The organism is Methylobacter luteus IMV-B-3098 (genome assembly GCF_000427625.1).
Lineage (GTDB): Bacteria > Pseudomonadota > Gammaproteobacteria > Methylococcales > Methylomonadaceae > Methylobacter > Methylobacter luteus.
In genome coordinates, this window is sequence record NZ_KE386569.1 from 3280200 (window position 1) to 3296198 (window position 15999).

Genomic DNA, 15999 nt, shown 5'->3' on the forward strand with positions numbered 1-15999 from the left:
GATAATGTCAATCATTATTATACCTTATGTTGTGTTTTTTCACCCGGCGGTCTTTAATTGCCGCGAGAGCTTACTGTAAACTTAATGGTATGATTCTATAGGGTAAAAACTTCAGTGTCGCTGATTTCTAAATTAATTTAGATGCGCTTGCCTTGATGTTTTGTGTTTAACCTTTCCAACGCCTGCAAAAGCCCCTATAATAGTTGGTTCTTTGGGGCATTTGCCTCTCCTTGCTTTACCATCTTTAAATAAAACAGAGATGGAAGGCTTAAAACCGAAAGGAAAAATTATGCGACATTATGAAATTGTCTTTTTAGTCCACCCTGACCAAAGTTCTCAGGTTCCGGCGATGATCGATCGTTACAAAGCGACTATCGAAACGGCAGCCGGAAAAATTCATCGTTTGGAAGACTGGGGTCGTAGACATCTGGCTTATCCCATCAATAAAATTCATAAAGCCCATTATGTGTTAATGAATGTTGAGTGCGATCAGCCTACTTTGGAAGAGTTGGAAAGTGGCTTCCGTTTCAACGACGCTATCCTGCGCAGCATGACTTTACTGCAAAAAGAAGCTATTACTACGCCATCCCCAATTGCCACGGCAACAGCTGAAGAAGGCAAAGCGGCTGAATCCAGAGCTAGAGAAGCGGCAGCTAGAGAAGCGGCAGCGGGAGACGCCGACGAAGATGTCAGTCTGGACGATGAAGATTTCGACATTGACGAAATCGCTTCTGAATAAAACCTTTAACACTTGGACAAGAGATTATTATGGCACGCAACGTAAGACGTAAAAAATTCTGCCGATTCAGTGCGGACGGTGGTACACAGATCGATTATAAAGATCTGGATCTATTAAGCGATTATATTACTGAAACCGGCAAAATTGTTCCTAGCCGTATTACAGGTACCAGCGCTAAATATCAAAGACAGTTGGGTGTGGCAATTAAACGTGCGCGTTTTATTGCATTATTGCCTTTCTGCGACGCTCACAAATAATCAGTACCGGAGGAGCAGTCAGTGAGCTTTCTAGCGGCTTACATCATGCGAGGACGGCTGCAAGCCATGCTTGTGGCTTCCAGTCTCGCATTGCTATCACTGATTATGCCTCCGGTAAGTATAGTAAGTTCAGCCTCCGTTGCTCTCGTCACATTAAGGCGAGGGGCTTTTGAGGGCCTATATGTTTTAGTCTGTTCAAGTGCCGCAGCCTCATTATTGGGGCTCTTTCTGTTGGGCAACTACCAGTTCGCATTGCTTTACAGCATGGTGTTGTGGCTGCCTGTCTGGTTGATTTCAATCGTTTTAAGAGAAGGAAGACATTTATCTCTGGCGGTTGAATTTGCGGTGTTGATAGGCGTGCTCGGGGTTGTCGGCTTCTATCTCTATGAGGCAGAGCCTGCAGTCATGTGGAAAGAGGTTCTATCGCAGATGGTGCCGCCCAATGCGCCTGTTGATGAAATTCAGCGCACTTTGGATGTTCTGTCTCATTACATGACCGGCGTGGTTGCAGCGGGAACCGTATTCGGCTTGCTGTTCGGCCTGTTTCTGGGGAGATGGTGGCAATCGGTGCTCTATAACCCCGGCGGTTTCAAGCAAGAGTTTTTGTCGTTGAATACGAAACCTCGGCTGGCAATGGGCAGTTTGGCTATTGTAGCTATTGCCTGGGCCAGTTCCGGAACGCTCTCCGAGGTCGCCTGGAACATGACTATTTTGCTGTTTGTGTTATACACCTGTATCGGAACAGCCGTACTGCATGCGGTTTTTGCTTCGATGAAACTCGGTCGCTATCTGGTGCCGATGTTTTATCTGACATTGTTTTTGATACCCCATGTCATCTTGCCTGTGGCTTTAGTAGGCATAAGCGACGCATGGATGAACTTACGAAATAAAATTTCAAATCAAACTAACGCCTGACGGCGCGAAATAATTAGCTAAAACCGAAAGGTGAGGTATTAAAAGATGGAAGTTATTCTTCTTGAAAAGATAGCAAACTTGGGTAACCTGGGTGATAAGGTCACGGTTAAACCTGGCTATGGCAGAAACTATCTGGTTCCACAGGGTAAAGCTGTTGCTGCAACGGCTAGAAAAATTGCGGAATTCGAAGCACGCCGCGCAGAACTTGAAAAAGTTGCCGCTGAAAAGCTGGCTGCTGCTCAAGCACGTGCGAATGCACTGAGCAAACTTGAAGTTGTTATCACGCACAAAGCAGGTGATGAAGGCAAGTTGTTCGGCTCTATCGGTACACACAATATCGCTGATGCGATTACTGCGGCAGGTGTTGCTGTTGAAAAGCATGAAGTGCGTATGCCGAAAGGCGTCATTCGTCAAGTTGGCGAATACGACATCGACATCAACCTGCATACAGATGTTGTTGTAACGATGCCTATCAAAATTGCTGCTGAAGCATAATAGTTAAAGGCAAAAGGTAACAAGGCAAAAGGTAAAGCGACGGCTTTTCAACCTTGAGCCTTGCGCCTTGCGCCTTTTTAACATGCGTGCTTTATATTCATTCCTTTTTTACCTGCTCGTCCCCTTTATACTGTGCCGCCTGCTCTGGCGGAGTATCAAAGCGCCGGCCTATCGCCATCGATGGCACGAACGGCTTGCCTACTACCCTAAACAACATGCTCAAGGCGTTATCTGGTTTCATGCCGTTTCAGTCGGCGAGGCTGAAGCCTTATTTCCATTAATCCGGAAAATACAAATTCTGCATCCTGATGCGCGACTTTTAATTACGACCACGACGCCGACCGGATCCGCGCGCGTCAAGGCAGTGCTGCAGGGAGCTGTTGAGCATGTTTATCTGCCCTATGACACGCCTGGCGCCGTCAGTCGTTTTATGCGCTGCTTTAAACCGAGCATCGCCGTGATCGTGGAGACGGAAATCTGGCCCAATCTGTTCGCCTGTTGCGGCAGAAACGGTGTTCCGCTTTATATAATCAATGCCCGATTATCGGAAAAATCGGCGCGCGGTTATCAAAAAATTCCTTCACTGGTTCGTCCGGCCTTGGGGCAGGTTAAATTGATCGCTGCGCAAACGCAGGATGATGCGGACAGGTTCATCGCTATCGGCGCTGAAAAACAGCAAGTGGTTGTCGCCGGCAATATCAAATTTGACATTGATATTGCCGATGAAACGGTAGAGCAGGGGCTGCAATTAAAACGGAATTTGTTCAAGAGTCGGTTCGTATGGATTATTGCCAGTACGCATAAAGATGAAGAAGCGATATTTCTCGATATTTATAAACAGGCAAAACAGCAAATTCCCGAGTTGTTGCTGGTGCTGGTGCCGAGACATCCCGAACGCTTCGGCGAAGTCGAGAGATTATGCAAACTGCAACAATTATCAGTAGTGACCCGCACATCCGGTAATGATTGTCAACAGGATAACGATGTTTATCTGGCTGATACCATGGGCGAGTTGAAGATGCTGTATGCGAGCGCTGATGTCGCATTTGTCGGCGGCAGCATGGTTCCTGTGGGCGGTCATAATGTGCTTGAGCCTGCTGCGGTAGGCGTGCCGGTATTGTTTGGACCCTTTATGGCTAATTTTAAAGAGATAGCCGGTGGGATTCTACGACATGAGGCAGCCATACAATGCCAAAATAAAGACGATATTGCCAGAGCCGTCTATGCAATATATGGAGATGCCGCCTACAGAGCGTCGTTAATTGAAAAAGCCAAGGTATTTGTTTACCAGAACCGAGGGGCGAAAGCCAGGCTCTCGGAAATGCTTGATCAAACCATTGCCCAAATAGCGCGGTGAATGGGTTCAACGCAATTCAGGCCCGGGCACATGCCCAGACATCAACCCGGCTGGCTCCGGCCTTTTTTAATAGCGCGGCGAGTTCATCGACGGTAGAACCGGTCGTCATGACATCATCGATAATGGCTATGTGTTTAGCCTGAATCGGTTTAACCAGCGAGAAGGCATTTTTCAGGTTTTTACGCCGCTGCTTGGCCGGCAGATTGGTTTGGTGCGGTGTATTGCGATGTCTCCGGCAGGACGAAAGATCGATAGGCAGTTGTAATTCACGGGAGACAGTTCTGGCGATTTCGATGGACTGGTTAAATCCGCGCTGGCGGTAGCGGGTTTTATGCAGCGGTACAGGCATGACGCAATCCGGTCTTTCTGCTGTCTCGCTGATATGCTCTGCCAGTAACTGGCCCAGCAGGCGTGCATTCTTATAGTGGGCGCGGAATTTTAGCGATGCAATCAAATGCCGCATGGCGCCTTGATGTATGAATGGCGCATAAGTCCGGTCATAGGCCGGCGCCCGGTTTTGACAGCGGCCACACAGAACCGTTATTGCAGTTGGCATTTCAAAAGGTTCGGCACAGCAATAACAGCACGGATTGTTTCTGTGTAAATGTCGATAACAGGAATAGCAGATGTCGCGCGAACCAGATCCGGCGTTTCCGCACAAGATGCAGATAGGCGGAAGCAGGTAATCCTGTATAATATTGATCCAGTTGTAATCTATTTTCATTTGAACAGGTTGACAAGTATCATGGCTGTCTTCCTTAAAAAAATACTGTAGCCGGAGATTAACAGAATGTCTGCAAACCCTGCAATAAGCCCGATTCAACAGTCGACGGCCATTCGTCATGACTGGCAATTGGATGAAGTCCAAGCGCTCTATGCGTTGCCGTTTAACGAGCTGATTTTTAAAGCACAAATCATCCATAGAGAGAACTTCGATCCGAACGAGATTCAGGTGAGCAGTCTGTTGAGCATTAAAACCGGTTCCTGCTCGGAGGATTGCGGTTATTGTCCGCAAAGCGCGCGTTATGATTCGGATTTGACGCCCGAAGCACTAATGCCTATCGACGCCGTTCTGAAAGCCGCTCAGCAAGCCAGGGACCAAGGCGCATCGCGGTTCTGCATGGGCGCGGCCTGGCGCCAACCCAAAGACCGGGACATCGAACGCGTCGTCGAAATGGTGCAGGGCGTCAAGGCGCTCGGAATGGAAACCTGCGTCACACTGGGCATGTTGACCGATGAGCAGACGGCAAGGCTGAAGGACGGCGGGCTCGACTACTACAACCACAATCTGGATACGTCGGAAGATTATTATTCCGAAATTATCACGACGCGCACTTATCAGGACCGCCTTGATACCTTGGCACGCGTCAGGGACGCCGGTATTAACGTCTGTTGCGGCGGCATCGTCGGTATGGGCGAAAGCGATATCGACCGCTCCAAGCTGTTGATAGAACTGGCCAATATGCCCAAGCATCCTGAAAGCGTGCCGGTTAATATGCTGGTTCAGGTCGAAGGAACGCCGCTGATGGGCACCGAAGCGCTGGACCCGCTTATTTTCATCAGAACTATTGCCGTGGCGCGCATCATGATGCCTAATTCGCGTGTGCGTCTATCGGCAGGTCGCAACAATATGAGCGATGAAATGCAGGCTTTGTGTTTTCTGGCTGGCGCCAACTCAATCTTTTACGGCGATAAATTATTGACGACTGACAACCCGATGACCAACCATGACCGCCGGTTATTCGAACGTCTGGGCCTGCATTCAGGCGGTTCCAGCTACGCATAATGGCAGGCGCATTCTCGACGCTCGCCGGCGATATCGAAGCCATTGCCGGGCAGGGGCTGTACCGTTCGCGGCGTGTTATAGAGTCACCTCAAGGCATCCATCTGCGGATCGGCGGCAAGGAACTGCTGAATTTCTGCAGTAACGATTACCTGGGCCTGGCCAATCATCCATCTGTCGTGCAGGCGTTTAAAGCCGGGGTCGATCGTTACGGCGTCGGCAGCGGTTCGGCGCATCTGATTTGCGGACACAGTGCCGCGCATCACGCTCTGGAGGAAGAACTGGCAGCCTTTGCCGGTCGCGACAGGGCTTTGCTGTTCTCGACCGGTTATATGGCGAACATGGGCCTCGTCTCTGCTCTGGTTGGTCGCGGCGATACGGTGTTCGAAGACCGCTTGAACCACGCCTCTTTACTCGACGGTGGCCTGCTGTCCGGCGCCAGGTTCAAGCGTTATGGCCATGGGGATGTCGAACATCTGAATGCCAATCTTGAAACAGCAACAGGACGCAAGCTGATTTTGACAGATGGCGTTTTCAGCATGGACGGTGATTTTGCTCAGTTGCAGGCGTTGTCGGAAACGGCCAAAAATCATGAGGCCTGGTTGATGGTCGACGATGCCCATGGTTTGGGTGTGATTGGCGAGCAGGGACGGGGTATTGTTGACTATTACGGCCTCGGCCAGGACGATGTGCCGATACTGATGGGTACGTTGGGCAAGGCCTTCGGCACGTTCGGCGCCTTTGTGGCCGGTTCCGATGTGTTGATCGAAACGCTGATCCAGAAAGCGCGAACTTATATTTACACGACGGCGTTGCCGGCGGCCATTGCCGAAGCCACAAGGGTCAGCTTAAAAATAGTTATGGCCGAAAGCTGGCGCCGGGATAAGCTCAAAATGTTGTCCGAGCGTTTCCAGCAAGGCGCACAGCAGCTAGGTCTACAGGTGATGCCGTCTTTTTCTGCTATCCAGCCTATCGTGATCGGTGGTAGTCAGCGCGCTGTAGACATCAGCAATGCCTTGCTGAACAACGGTCTGCTGGTCAGCGCGATACGCCCGCCTACCGTGCCGCAAGGTAGCGCCAGGTTGCGCGTGACTTTTTCGGCGCAACATGAAGAGTGGCATGTCGACCGCCTGCTTGCCGCACTGGATCAATTGCATCTATGACAAAACTCCACAGTGAAACATTAGGCCAAGGCAAGCCGATTGTGCTGGTGCACGGTTGGGCCATGCATTCAGGCGTCTGGCGTGATTTTGCCGAGGCTCTGGCGCAACATTACCAAGTTACTTGCATCGATTTGCCGGGGCATGGGCGTAGCGACAAAATCAGTCCGTTTACGCTGGAACAAATCAGTGCGGCTCTGGCGAGTTCGCTGCCGGAGCAGCCTTGCTGCTGGCTGGGGTGGTCCTTAGGCGCAACGGTCGTGCTCGACATCGCCGAGCGCTTTCCTGAACGCGTTAATTCGTTGATATTGTTGGCCGGCAATCCGCTGTTCGCACAGGCGGAAACCTGGCCCGGCATGGACGCGCGTCTATTGGCTATGTTTGCCGATGGCTTGGGTAAAAACTGTCAGGCGACCTTGTCGCGTTTTCTGGCGCTGCAGGTAAGCGGTCTGGCGGATTATAAAGTTTTATTGAAAGAACTGAAAGAATCCGTGTTCGAACGCGATGCGCCGGACACGCTGATATTGCAGGGTGGTCTGGATATCTTAACGCAATCGGACTTAAGACCGGCTATGTCGAGACTAAAATGCCCTGTATCGGTCATATTGGGTGGAAAGGATACGCTGATTCCCGTCTCTGTCGGAAAGCAACTGTTACAGCTGAATGCCGGTTGTGAGGTCAATATTCTTGATAAGGCCGGGCACGTGCCGTTTTTGTCGCATCAGCAAGAGGTCTTGACTATTATTTCCCGTTTTTTAGTTTAAGGATGAGCGTTGTTTCGTGTTAGATAAAAGCAAAGTCAGACAATCTTTTTCAGTGGCCTGTCTGTCCTATGACGCTGTCGCTGAACTGCAGCGCACGGTAGGCAGGGAGTTGCTGGGCCGTATAGCCGCAGATAAGCTGACCGGTACGGTCCTGGATATAGGTTGCGGCACCGGTTTTTTGACGGCCGAGCTATTGGCCTGGACTGGTAGCAAATACATGCTGGCGCTGGACATTGCACTGCCTATGCTGCAAACCACACGTAGCAAGCTGGTTGATGCCAGTAATGTTACGTATTTATGCGCCGATGCGGAATTATTACCACTAGCCAATCATGCTGTCGATCACGTGTTTTCGAATCTGGCCTTGCAATGGTGCGAAAATCTGAAAGCGGTTTTCACCGATATCAGACGCATACTAAAGCCCGGGGGGCAGCTGGTTTTCTCGACATTTGGCCCGCATACCCTGCATGAACTGAAAGGCGCATGGGCTACGGTTGACGATTACAGTCATGTTAACGAATTTTATAGTCAGGAGCAGCTCGATTGTTTCCTTAAGAAAGCCGGTTTTCGTCAGATAAAGATAGAAAGCACACTTCATAGGCCGGTTTATGGCTCTGTTCAGGCATTGATGAGAGAGCTAAAGCATATCGGAGCGCATAACGTGACGGCTGGGCGTAACAGACGCATCACTACCAAAACCCAGATGCAGAGCATGATTACAGCTTATGATGCCTATAGCATCCAAGGGCGGATTCCTGCTACTTTTGAGGTCATAATGATTACAGCACAGGCATAGCAGTATGGAGAAAGGCTACTTTATTACCGGCACCGATACCAATGTCGGAAAAACCTGGGCTACGATTGCGCTGATGCGCTATTTCAAGAGGCAGGGAAAATCCGTCATCGGCATGAAACCTGTAGCGTCCGGGGGCCTGATGCAAAACGGGGCTTTAAAAAATGAAGACGCGTTGCTGATCCAGGAAAATGCCTCATTATTGGTTGATTATGAGCTGATCAACCCTTATGCCTATGAAGCGCCCGTCTCACCTCATATTGCCGGTGCCGATAATCCGGTGGAACTGTGTAAAATCGTTGCCAACTTTAATATTCTGAAACAATCGGCTGACATAATGCTGGTTGAAGGGGCTGGCGGGTGGATGTCGCCAATTAATGCCACTGAAGATATCTCCGATCTTGCAAAAACACTGGACCTGCCGGTCATTATCGTTGTAGCGATCAGGCTGGGCTGCATTAATCATGCAAAATTAACCTATCAAGCCATTTACTCTTCAGGTATCTCCTGTGCGGGCTGGATCGCCATGTGTACCGAACCAGGTCTATTGAATCTGGACGAGAACATTCAAACCGTTAAAACCTCTCTGGAGACGCCTCTTCTGGGGGCGTTACCTTATTTTGCTCAAGTTGATTTTGATGCGCTGTCATTAAATCTCTCGGTTGATATGAACAAAAATTGATTTAGGTCAATATTTGGGCAAGCGTAAAAACTATAATTTTTGTGCGGTTATTATAACAATTATGAGGAGAACATTTATGGCTTTAATCACTTGGACAGCTGGTCAATTTGGCACTAATGTAGGGTTTGCCGATGATGAGCACAAAATTTTATTTGATAAACTGAATAACTTATATGATCTGGCAACCGGTGGCGCAGATCGTTCCGCTGTCGGTAATCAGCTGGATGACTTGATCTCTTATGTTGTAGGACATTTCGCTCATGAAGAAAGAGAAATGCTGGCGAAAGACTTCAATGGCTATACGGCTCACAAGGCTGAGCATGAAGCTTTAATCGGTATTTGTGCCGGACTGCAAACAAAATTTCATGCCGGTGAGGCTGAAGTTACCGAAGAAGTCGGTCAAATGGTGAAAGGTTGGCTGGACCATCATATTCCTACATTTGATATGGCTTATGCCGATGCATTGAATAGCTAAGAAATAGTAATTCAATGATCAAAAAAGGCTTGTGAAGCAATGTTTCACAAGCCTTTTTTATTTAAAAGCAAAAGATTGTTCAGCACATTTTGTGTGAAAGACATAGTTAATCTGTTTACTCCAATAAAATAAAGTTCAATTGAATGAATTATATTTTTAATTTTGTGCCCTTTCTCCCTGTTTTTTTGAAGGAATGCAGCTAAAATTCATATTGAAGATCTTTCGCATGAATTTTGAGAGTTAATGCATGACTAGTTTCCAGAAATTGATTACTTGTAGTGAGGGACAAAAGGACGCTCATGGATTTCCTGCATGGAATAATATTTTTTTGCCATCAGATTCAAACGCTTTTTATTTTGTCGATAACAGATTACCCGAGCATGTCCTAAGAAATCTTGTTTTTCATATATCTAGAAAGCCTAGACAATTAATTACTCATATTCAGCGTATTTACCATTGTTACTACGCAAATTTATCGGAACAACTTTTTGCAGCACTTGTTGATTTTCTGGTTGTTTTAGATCGGCGCGGTACGAAAATCAGTCGGCGCATGATAATCGGAACAAGATCAAAGTTGTCCCGGGAGCAGTATAAGTCGTTGCAGGCATTTATGGTGAATGAAATGGATATCTCAGCACTAGCCGGAAATCAATATTCCATTTTTACAAAAGGATTGATTGGCACTCAAGACCTAGTGCAACAGGCGGCGAGTGCTTCAACTAAACAAGCGTATGACCCGCTAAATTTGGCGCGCGATTATATTGAATACAGTCAGCTTGCTGAAGCAAGAGATGTGCTGGAAAAAGCTATCGTAAACGAACCGCACAGGCTGGAATTGCATCAGAGCTTGCTAGAGCTTTATAAATCAACACAGGATGTTTCAGGATTAAAAAAAATGGTCGATATTTTTGCTGACTTGAATATAGCAATGCCCGACGACTGGAATGAATTAATGACGCTTTTTATGAGCAGCAGCAATGAACAATAAACGCAAAAGCTCTTTAAGAGTCGCGCTTCACGGCATGGATGGTCGCACTTATAAAACGATGGTGATGTATCTTCAAGGGCCTTGTAAAGGCGCGGCCACTGTTGTTGAAGATTTGGACGCTGAAGTTGATATGATTGATGCCGATTCAGTCAATGCCAAAGCACTGCTTGAACAGAGGCAGACCGAAAACTCCGTTCGGCCTATTATCGTATTATCCTTGCAAGAGCTGAACCTGGATAATGTGTTGTATGTAAAAAAGCCGGTAAAAACAGCTGATATGCTAGACGCTTTGAGTAAAGCCGAAGCGATATTGACTGCAAAACAAAATCCGAGCGATGAGGTTCTGTTTAACAAGAAGCTGTTTATAAATAAGGATGAGCACAAAAAGACATCTAAACATCAAACGGCGATGCATCTTGATGAAGGAAATTTCAATGCGTTTATAGGTTCCATTCCTGGTCTGGATGTGAATGATCCGAAACAATTTCCTAATGCTTCTTATAATCCTAAGGAATATTTTCAAGGATATTTTCAATCCGCATGCCTTATAGCGCAGACAAAAAAACAAGTATTACATCTTAACTCAGGCTGGAAGTCGCTGATTATTTTTCCTCATAATCATGAAATTTGGCTTGATGCGGATGACAAACAGCTGCGGGCGTTCGCCGGTTTGCCAATCAGTAGCCTGTCTGGCCCAGGCATGTCACTTACTCCGGCTAGCGCACATACGTTATCTGTCAAGAAAGAGCTGGATAAATTTCATAATGTGGACGCCTTTCTGTGGAAGTTGGCTGTATGGACGTCTAAAGGACGCTATCCTGTTGCCCTGGATATTCATAAGCCGGTTTTTTTAAAACACTGGCCGAACTTTACTCGCCTTGTTGTTACTCCTCATGCATTAAGAATTTCAGCATTGCTTATAGCGAGCCCGAAAACCTTACCCGATATCGCTGAAACTTTAAAAATCAAACCACAATATGTATTTGCTTTTATCAGCGCAGCGCATGCACTTGGCTTGGTTAAACAAGCCAAACGTCAAGCCGATGAAATCGTTCAGCCTCCAGTTATGAAAAATAATGAACGGCAGGGATTATTAACTCGCATTATCAGCAAATTACGCGGACACAAGTCATAAAGTTGGGAACAATATGAGCCAATACAAAATTATCTTTACCGGTCCGGTTGGTGCAGGTAAAACAACAGCTATCGAATCAATAAGCGATGTGCCGCCGGTTAAAACGGATGCGACTGCCAGCGACATGACAAAGAACAGGAAATCATCAACCACTGTAGCCATGGACTATGGGATTATGAACCTTGCCGGTGGCGAGAAGATTCATCTTTACGGCACACCCGGACAAGAACGCTTTGACTTTATGTGGGATATTTTGACCACAGGCGGTATAGGCCTGATTTTACTGCTTGATAATACCAGAGCGGATCCTTTCCAGGATATGAAGTTTTTTTTGGATACGTTTCAGTCATTCATAGCAAAAACGAATGTGGCTATCGGTGTAACGCAGATGGATTTGAGCGATAAACCGGCTATTAATGATTATCATGTTCAGCTGCAAGGAATGGGGCTTAAACCACCAGTGTTCTCTGTAGATGCCCGCATTAAAAGTGATGTGTCTCTTTTAGTGCAGTCGCTACTATATTCCTTGGATCCTGAACTCGAGGAATAACGCATGAGCAATTATGCCTTGAAGAAAGGGTTGTATTTGTATCCAACGCCTGCGGGGGCTTATTATGCCGTCTGTTCTGTCAATAAGGACAGGCCTCGGCAGTTTTTGAGAGCCCTGTTAGCCCAGGAACAAACCCCTGAGCTTAACATGATCAATTTGCAGAAGTTAATGAGCCAGCATGAAGAAGCAAAATGTCTGGAATTGCTGCATCATTGCCAAAAATTAGGCTGGGTTCAGGGGCTTGATACCGTACATTATTATTCGCACGATGCATTAGAAGACATTTTGCCTGATCTATTAAGTAAAATTTCGGAAAATGGCAAGGTGCTCCTGGCGGACAGCCAAGGTTTCTATCTGTCCAGTCATGGGTTTCCGCATGAAGTTGCTGAAGAGCTATCAGCATTAAGCGCGGAAATAGCTACCATTCACGAGCGTCGATCAGGTTTATTGATGAACAATATGGGACTGGCTAGCAACGCGTGGGCGGTCATTGATGCGTACGGTAATAGTCAGCTTGGATTTTGGCCATTATTTATTGGTAATAATCGCTTTGTTATTGCTATTTCGGGTATTCCCCATTTTAATCATCCAGAATTCGTTTCTCTGGTTTGGGCATTGAGTATGCGTTATGCCACTAAATAACGCTTAATTAATAATTTATCATTTAATAATCAAAAATAAGAGACAGAAATATGCGCGCAGATATGCTGGCTTCAGTGTTAACAGAACTTAATGGTACTTCAGCAGATATTGAGGCATCGGGTGTAATATCGACAGATGGCTTAATGATGGCTTCTGTGTTGCCTGCCGGACTGGATGAAGATCGGGTGGGTGCTATGAGCGCCGCTATGCTTTCGCTGGGTGATCGCACCGCTCAGGAACTGACAAGAGGGACATTGGAACAGGTTTTAATTAAAGGTGCCAAAGGCTATGTCCTGATGGTTTATGCCGGTAATGAATCCGTATTAACCGTTCTGGCAAAACCTAATGCTAAGTTGGGCTTGATTTTTCTTGATGTGAAACGGGCAGCGAACAGTATCTCTGAATTGCTGTAGGGACCTTTGGAAGGAAGTAATTGGTTATAAAATAACCATGAAATTTATATAATAAAAAATGAATAGATATTGAAATATTACTTATAAATGTTGTGAAGTAATAAGTTCGATATATTCAATACCGGGGAAAATAAATGTCACCGAATTTCAACGAATTAATTGAATATGCCAAAGCATTTTCCGGTTTGACACCTGAGCTTGAATTATGTCTAAAAGACATCGGACCGGAAATTATGCCGCATCTACAAGCCGTTACCGACTCTTTTTATGATCAATTAACTACGATACCTTCAACCGGCAAATATTTGGAAGGACGAGTGGAAACTTTAAAAATAGCTCATTTAAGATGGATGACAGGGTTATTTGCCAATAATATCGATGCTGAATTTGCTCGAAACATGTATCAGGTAGGCGATATCCATGTCAAAGTTAATTTGCCTGTTGAATTTATGGCAGGTGCTATGACCTTAATTAACAATGAACTCACCCGCATTGTTATCGAGATATTCGGACATAGCGGTGAAAAATGCTCGAAAGCGTTGCAGGCGATCGGTTCAGTTACAGGGCTTGCGTTAATGATAATGCAACAGTCTTATCAGAAATCGACAATTGCCGAAGAGTTGGAAAAGTTTCTCAGCATCTCTGGCATGAGCAGAACGTTGTTTGCTAACCTTGCCAAAGCTTATAAATAATCAAAAATTAACTTCGTGAAATAAATACTCCGCCATTTTCAAAATGATTGAGTATTGATTTCACTTATTTCACTGTGTAATCACAGCATTCTTGACTTAGATCACAAGAAACAGCAACGGCTCAATTATTCTAAGTATTTATATTAAATAATCAGCCCCATAAAAATTAATGATCAGTTTATCGGGATGTTACCAGAATGGAGATATATAATGCTTTATGATATGAAACCTGAGGATATAATTGGTGATTATCAGGAGGTTACTCTGAATTTATACGGCGGTATAAAACGCAAGGTTTTATATACCCAAATTGAGACACCCTATCCTGACGGTAAACTGATCGTATCAACAACAGATCCGGACGGTGTCATTACGCATGTCAATCAATCTTTTATTGAAATGTCTGGCTATACCGAAGATGAGCTGATCAATACTCCACATTCAATTTTGAGACATCCGGATATGCCATCGGCAGCGTTCAAGGACTTGTGGGATACTGTACAAAAAGGCAATAAATGGCAGGGATTTGTTAAAAACTTGCGTAAAGACGGCGGTTATTACTGGGTTAAGGCTACCGTTATTCCTAATGTAAGGCAGGGCAAGGTAGTAGGTTATACCTCCGTGCGCCGCAAGCCTTCCCGTACTAAAGTGGAAGAATGCATTAAGCTTTATCCGACTTTGTTTTAACCCATACGGAGCCTAATCATGTCGAACATGTTCACAGTCAGCCCAGATTTCTCCCCCGATCATATTTCCGGCTGGTATATCTTTAATACCTGGCTTCAAAAACAGAGTGGGGAAGCTATTCATTTGCAAATGTATGACAATTTTCCTACGCAGAGAGAAGCTATTAATCTGGATAAAATTGATTTGATTTATGCTAATCCATTTGATGCTGCTATGTTGGTGCGTGAAAAGGGTTTTTTGCCTTTGGTAAAGCCAACTGGCGTTGCTGATGAGGCTGTTATTGCCATTAATGCCAAAAACACCGTAGAAGATGTGTCACATTTGTCGCCAGGCATTCGAGTCGCTGTCACTGAGGATCCTGATGTCCACTTGATGGGCATGATTATGCTGGAGCCTGGGGATTTGGATGATAGCAATGTAGAGACAATGGTGTGTGATTCATATGTGCTAATTGCAAAACAGTTGCTGCGCGAAAATGCAGATGTCGGTATTTTTTTGGCTGAAGCTTATGACAATTTATCGAATATCATTAAAAATCAGTTAAAAGTGCTAGTTCGCAGCCAGATTAGTGTTGTCCATCATTCACTGATGATCGGGCCGAAGCTGGCTGATAAAAGAGACGTCTTTCAAGAGTTGTTGGTTGATATGAATAATGATGAGAAAGGACGGGGGGTCTTGGAAAGTTTGGGCTTTGATGCCTGGATGCGTGTTGATGATGAGGAAATGGAATTCATGATTGATCTGATGGATACTTTAAATACATAAATATAAAATGGACTAAGGTTACATATTTTCCTAAGGTTATTTCCATATCTGCTTTCTCTGCTGTGCTTGAGAAAGTGGCCCGTGAAGCTGGATCTGTCGCTTTGAATCATTTCAGAAATCTGAAGTATTTGGAAGTCTATAAAAAAACTGCGTGATTTTGTGATTGAGGCCAATGTTGCTGGGGAGGCTTTTTAAAAGAGGCATTGGTTAAAGGGTATCCGCAACTCGGTTTTGGGGAGAATAGAGCGGTCAGACTGAAAGCCAGTCCAGTTGTTGGGTTGTCGATCCGGTAGACGGCACGCATTCGTTCTCGCACGACAGTATTTTTAGGCATTCAGCATGGCGCTGGAAATTGATCGGGAATTGATGGTCAATGCAGTCTATGCGCTTGGCGATTATTGTTGCGTCGAGAAGGCTAGAGGGCATGGAAAATGGTCAGCCCATCACTGCTTTCATCGGAAATCGAATTGGCTACCGTGATAGTATTCACGGGATTTGCCTGTTTGCGCAATAATCCGGAACAAAATCTCTCGAACGCTCTTGTCGCATTGCACAGGCTACTACAGGGCAGCGTCGTTCGGTTCCGTCGCACTCGAAGTGGGTCTGGTTGCGTCGGTCAAGTCGATGCACTCTGGGAACAGGAATTGAATCTGTATGATATTGCGGCTGGTGCGTTGATTGCCAGGCAGGTGCGACCGTGACGGGTT

21 protein-coding genes are annotated in these 15999 nt (G+C 46.1%); 20 read left to right on the forward strand and 1 reads right to left on the reverse strand.

Annotation, left to right across the window (positions count from 1 at the left end; genetic code table 11):
- Positions 1-289: 289 nt before the first annotated feature.
- The 5 genes from rpsF to waaA all read left to right on the forward strand — a co-directional run bounded on the left by rpsF (position 290) and on the right by waaA (position 3763).
- A complete protein-coding gene (rpsF, locus tag METLU_RS0117325) occupies positions 290-739 on the forward strand; it encodes a 30S ribosomal protein S6 (protein WP_027159323.1) in 450 nt (149 codons plus the stop codon).
- A gap of 29 nt (positions 740-768) precedes the next feature.
- A complete protein-coding gene (gene rpsR / locus METLU_RS0117330) occupies positions 769-996 on the forward strand; it encodes a 30S ribosomal protein S18 (RefSeq protein ID WP_027159324.1) in 228 nt (75 codons plus the stop codon).
- A 66-nt stretch (positions 997-1062) separates the two neighbouring features.
- Positions 1063-1911, forward strand: a complete 849-nt coding sequence (locus tag METLU_RS0117335; RefSeq protein WP_081679245.1) for a YybS family protein — start codon at positions 1063-1065, stop codon at positions 1909-1911.
- 45 nt (positions 1912-1956) lie between these two features.
- On the forward strand, positions 1957-2406 hold the full coding sequence (gene rplI, locus METLU_RS0117340) for a 50S ribosomal protein L9 (RefSeq protein WP_027159326.1): 450 nt from the start codon (positions 1957-1959) through the stop codon (positions 2404-2406).
- Between the two features lie 82 nt (positions 2407-2488).
- Positions 2489-3763, forward strand: coding sequence for a lipid IV(A) 3-deoxy-D-manno-octulosonic acid transferase (gene waaA / locus METLU_RS0117345; RefSeq protein WP_027159327.1), 1275 nt, complete (start codon positions 2489-2491; stop codon positions 3761-3763).
- 16 nt (positions 3764-3779) lie between these two features.
- Here waaA and METLU_RS0117350 read toward each other — a convergent pair whose 3' ends face one another.
- Positions 3780-4607 carry a ComF family protein gene (locus METLU_RS0117350; protein ID WP_331271278.1) on the reverse strand — a complete coding sequence of 276 codons (828 nt, stop codon included), beginning with the start codon at positions 4605-4607 and terminating at the stop codon, positions 3780-3782.
- Here METLU_RS0117350 and bioB point away from each other — a divergent pair.
- The 15 genes from bioB (at position 4554) to METLU_RS28750 (ending at position 15993) form a co-directional block, all read left to right on the forward strand.
- Positions 4554-5549 carry a biotin synthase BioB gene (bioB, locus tag METLU_RS0117355; RefSeq protein WP_027159329.1) on the forward strand — a complete coding sequence of 332 codons (996 nt, stop codon included), beginning with the start codon at positions 4554-4556 and terminating at the stop codon, positions 5547-5549. The two genes, METLU_RS0117350 and bioB, sit on opposite strands and share 54 nt — an antisense overlap.
- On the forward strand, positions 5549-6709 hold the full coding sequence (gene bioF / locus METLU_RS0117360) for an 8-amino-7-oxononanoate synthase (RefSeq protein WP_027159330.1): 1161 nt from the start codon (positions 5549-5551) through the stop codon (positions 6707-6709). Before bioB ends, bioF begins: the two co-directional genes overlap by 1 nt.
- Positions 6706-7470, forward strand: a complete 765-nt coding sequence (bioH, locus tag METLU_RS0117365) for a pimeloyl-ACP methyl ester esterase BioH (protein WP_027159331.1) — start codon at positions 6706-6708, stop codon at positions 7468-7470. The genes bioF and bioH overlap by 4 nt, the downstream gene beginning before the upstream one ends.
- 16 nt (positions 7471-7486) lie before the next feature.
- On the forward strand, positions 7487-8266 hold the full coding sequence (gene bioC / locus METLU_RS0117370; RefSeq protein ID WP_027159332.1) for a malonyl-ACP O-methyltransferase BioC: 780 nt from the start codon (positions 7487-7489) through the stop codon (positions 8264-8266).
- Between the two features lie 4 nt (positions 8267-8270).
- The gene (gene bioD / locus METLU_RS0117375; RefSeq protein ID WP_027159333.1) at positions 8271-8945 is read left to right on the forward strand and encodes a dethiobiotin synthase; all 675 of its coding nucleotides are present in this window, start codon (positions 8271-8273) and stop codon (positions 8943-8945) included.
- A gap of 76 nt (positions 8946-9021) precedes the next feature.
- The gene (locus METLU_RS0117380; RefSeq protein WP_027159334.1) at positions 9022-9420 is read left to right on the forward strand and encodes a bacteriohemerythrin; all 399 of its coding nucleotides are present in this window, start codon (positions 9022-9024) and stop codon (positions 9418-9420) included.
- Positions 9421-9667: 247 nt separating this feature from the next.
- Positions 9668-10408: a type IV pilus assembly protein FimV gene (locus METLU_RS0117385; RefSeq protein ID WP_027159335.1), complete on the forward strand. Its 741-nt coding sequence runs from the start codon at positions 9668-9670 to the stop codon at positions 10406-10408.
- Positions 10398-11543 (forward strand): hypothetical protein, encoded by a 1146-nt coding sequence (locus METLU_RS0117390; RefSeq protein WP_027159336.1) that lies wholly within the window; start codon positions 10398-10400, stop codon positions 11541-11543. Before METLU_RS0117385 ends, METLU_RS0117390 begins: the two co-directional genes overlap by 11 nt.
- Before the next feature lie 13 nt (positions 11544-11556).
- Positions 11557-12093 (forward strand): GTP-binding protein, encoded by a 537-nt coding sequence (locus METLU_RS0117395; protein WP_027159337.1) that lies wholly within the window; start codon positions 11557-11559, stop codon positions 12091-12093.
- A gap of 3 nt (positions 12094-12096) precedes the next feature.
- Positions 12097-12735, forward strand: a complete 639-nt coding sequence (locus METLU_RS0117400) for a hypothetical protein (protein ID WP_027159338.1) — start codon at positions 12097-12099, stop codon at positions 12733-12735.
- Between the two features lie 50 nt (positions 12736-12785).
- Entirely contained in the window at positions 12786-13148 is a 363-nt protein-coding gene (locus METLU_RS0117405; protein ID WP_027159339.1) for a roadblock/LC7 domain-containing protein, read from the forward strand.
- 134 nt (positions 13149-13282) lie between these two features.
- On the forward strand, positions 13283-13840 hold the full coding sequence (locus METLU_RS0117410) for a protoglobin domain-containing protein (protein WP_027159340.1): 558 nt from the start codon (positions 13283-13285) through the stop codon (positions 13838-13840).
- 210 nt (positions 13841-14050) lie between these two features.
- The gene (locus METLU_RS0117415) at positions 14051-14527 is read left to right on the forward strand and encodes a PAS domain-containing protein (RefSeq protein WP_027159341.1); all 477 of its coding nucleotides are present in this window, start codon (positions 14051-14053) and stop codon (positions 14525-14527) included.
- 18 nt (positions 14528-14545) lie between these two features.
- On the forward strand, positions 14546-15292 hold the full coding sequence (locus METLU_RS0117420; RefSeq protein WP_027159342.1) for a phosphate/phosphite/phosphonate ABC transporter substrate-binding protein: 747 nt from the start codon (positions 14546-14548) through the stop codon (positions 15290-15292).
- Between the two features lie 431 nt (positions 15293-15723).
- On the forward strand, positions 15724-15993 hold the full coding sequence (locus METLU_RS28750; protein ID WP_231383638.1) for an FIG domain-containing protein: 270 nt from the start codon (positions 15724-15726) through the stop codon (positions 15991-15993).
- The last annotated feature ends 6 nt before the right edge of the window (positions 15994-15999 follow it).

Coding starts and splice junctions, on each gene's coding strand:
- rpsF (WP_027159323.1), top strand. CDS start 290: ATGCGACATTATGAAATTGTCTTTTTAGTCCACCCTGACCAAAGTTCT.
- rpsR (WP_027159324.1), top strand. CDS start 769: ATGGCACGCAACGTAAGACGTAAAAAATTCTGCCGATTCAGTGCGGAC.
- METLU_RS0117335 (WP_081679245.1), top strand. CDS start 1,063: ATGCTTGTGGCTTCCAGTCTCGCATTGCTATCACTGATTATGCCTCCG.
- rplI (WP_027159326.1), top strand. CDS start 1,957: ATGGAAGTTATTCTTCTTGAAAAGATAGCAAACTTGGGTAACCTGGGT.
- waaA (WP_027159327.1), top strand. CDS start 2,489: ATGCGTGCTTTATATTCATTCCTTTTTTACCTGCTCGTCCCCTTTATA.
- bioB (WP_027159329.1), top strand. CDS start 4,554: ATGTCTGCAAACCCTGCAATAAGCCCGATTCAACAGTCGACGGCCATT.
- METLU_RS0117350 (WP_331271278.1), bottom strand. CDS start 4,607: ATGACGAATGGCCGTCGACTGTTGAATCGGGCTTATTGCAGGGTTTGC.
- bioF (WP_027159330.1), top strand. CDS start 5,549: ATGGCAGGCGCATTCTCGACGCTCGCCGGCGATATCGAAGCCATTGCC.
- bioH (WP_027159331.1), top strand. CDS start 6,706: ATGACAAAACTCCACAGTGAAACATTAGGCCAAGGCAAGCCGATTGTG.
- bioD (WP_027159333.1), top strand. CDS start 8,271: ATGGAGAAAGGCTACTTTATTACCGGCACCGATACCAATGTCGGAAAA.
- METLU_RS0117380 (WP_027159334.1), top strand. CDS start 9,022: ATGGCTTTAATCACTTGGACAGCTGGTCAATTTGGCACTAATGTAGGG.
- METLU_RS0117385 (WP_027159335.1), top strand. CDS start 9,668: ATGACTAGTTTCCAGAAATTGATTACTTGTAGTGAGGGACAAAAGGAC.
- METLU_RS0117390 (WP_027159336.1), top strand. CDS start 10,398: ATGAACAATAAACGCAAAAGCTCTTTAAGAGTCGCGCTTCACGGCATG.
- METLU_RS0117395 (WP_027159337.1), top strand. CDS start 11,557: ATGAGCCAATACAAAATTATCTTTACCGGTCCGGTTGGTGCAGGTAAA.
- METLU_RS0117400 (WP_027159338.1), top strand. CDS start 12,097: ATGAGCAATTATGCCTTGAAGAAAGGGTTGTATTTGTATCCAACGCCT.
- METLU_RS0117405 (WP_027159339.1), top strand. CDS start 12,786: ATGCGCGCAGATATGCTGGCTTCAGTGTTAACAGAACTTAATGGTACT.
- METLU_RS0117410 (WP_027159340.1), top strand. CDS start 13,283: ATGTCACCGAATTTCAACGAATTAATTGAATATGCCAAAGCATTTTCC.
- METLU_RS0117415 (WP_027159341.1), top strand. CDS start 14,051: ATGCTTTATGATATGAAACCTGAGGATATAATTGGTGATTATCAGGAG.
- METLU_RS0117420 (WP_027159342.1), top strand. CDS start 14,546: ATGTCGAACATGTTCACAGTCAGCCCAGATTTCTCCCCCGATCATATT.
- METLU_RS28750 (WP_231383638.1), top strand. CDS start 15,724: ATGGTCAGCCCATCACTGCTTTCATCGGAAATCGAATTGGCTACCGTG.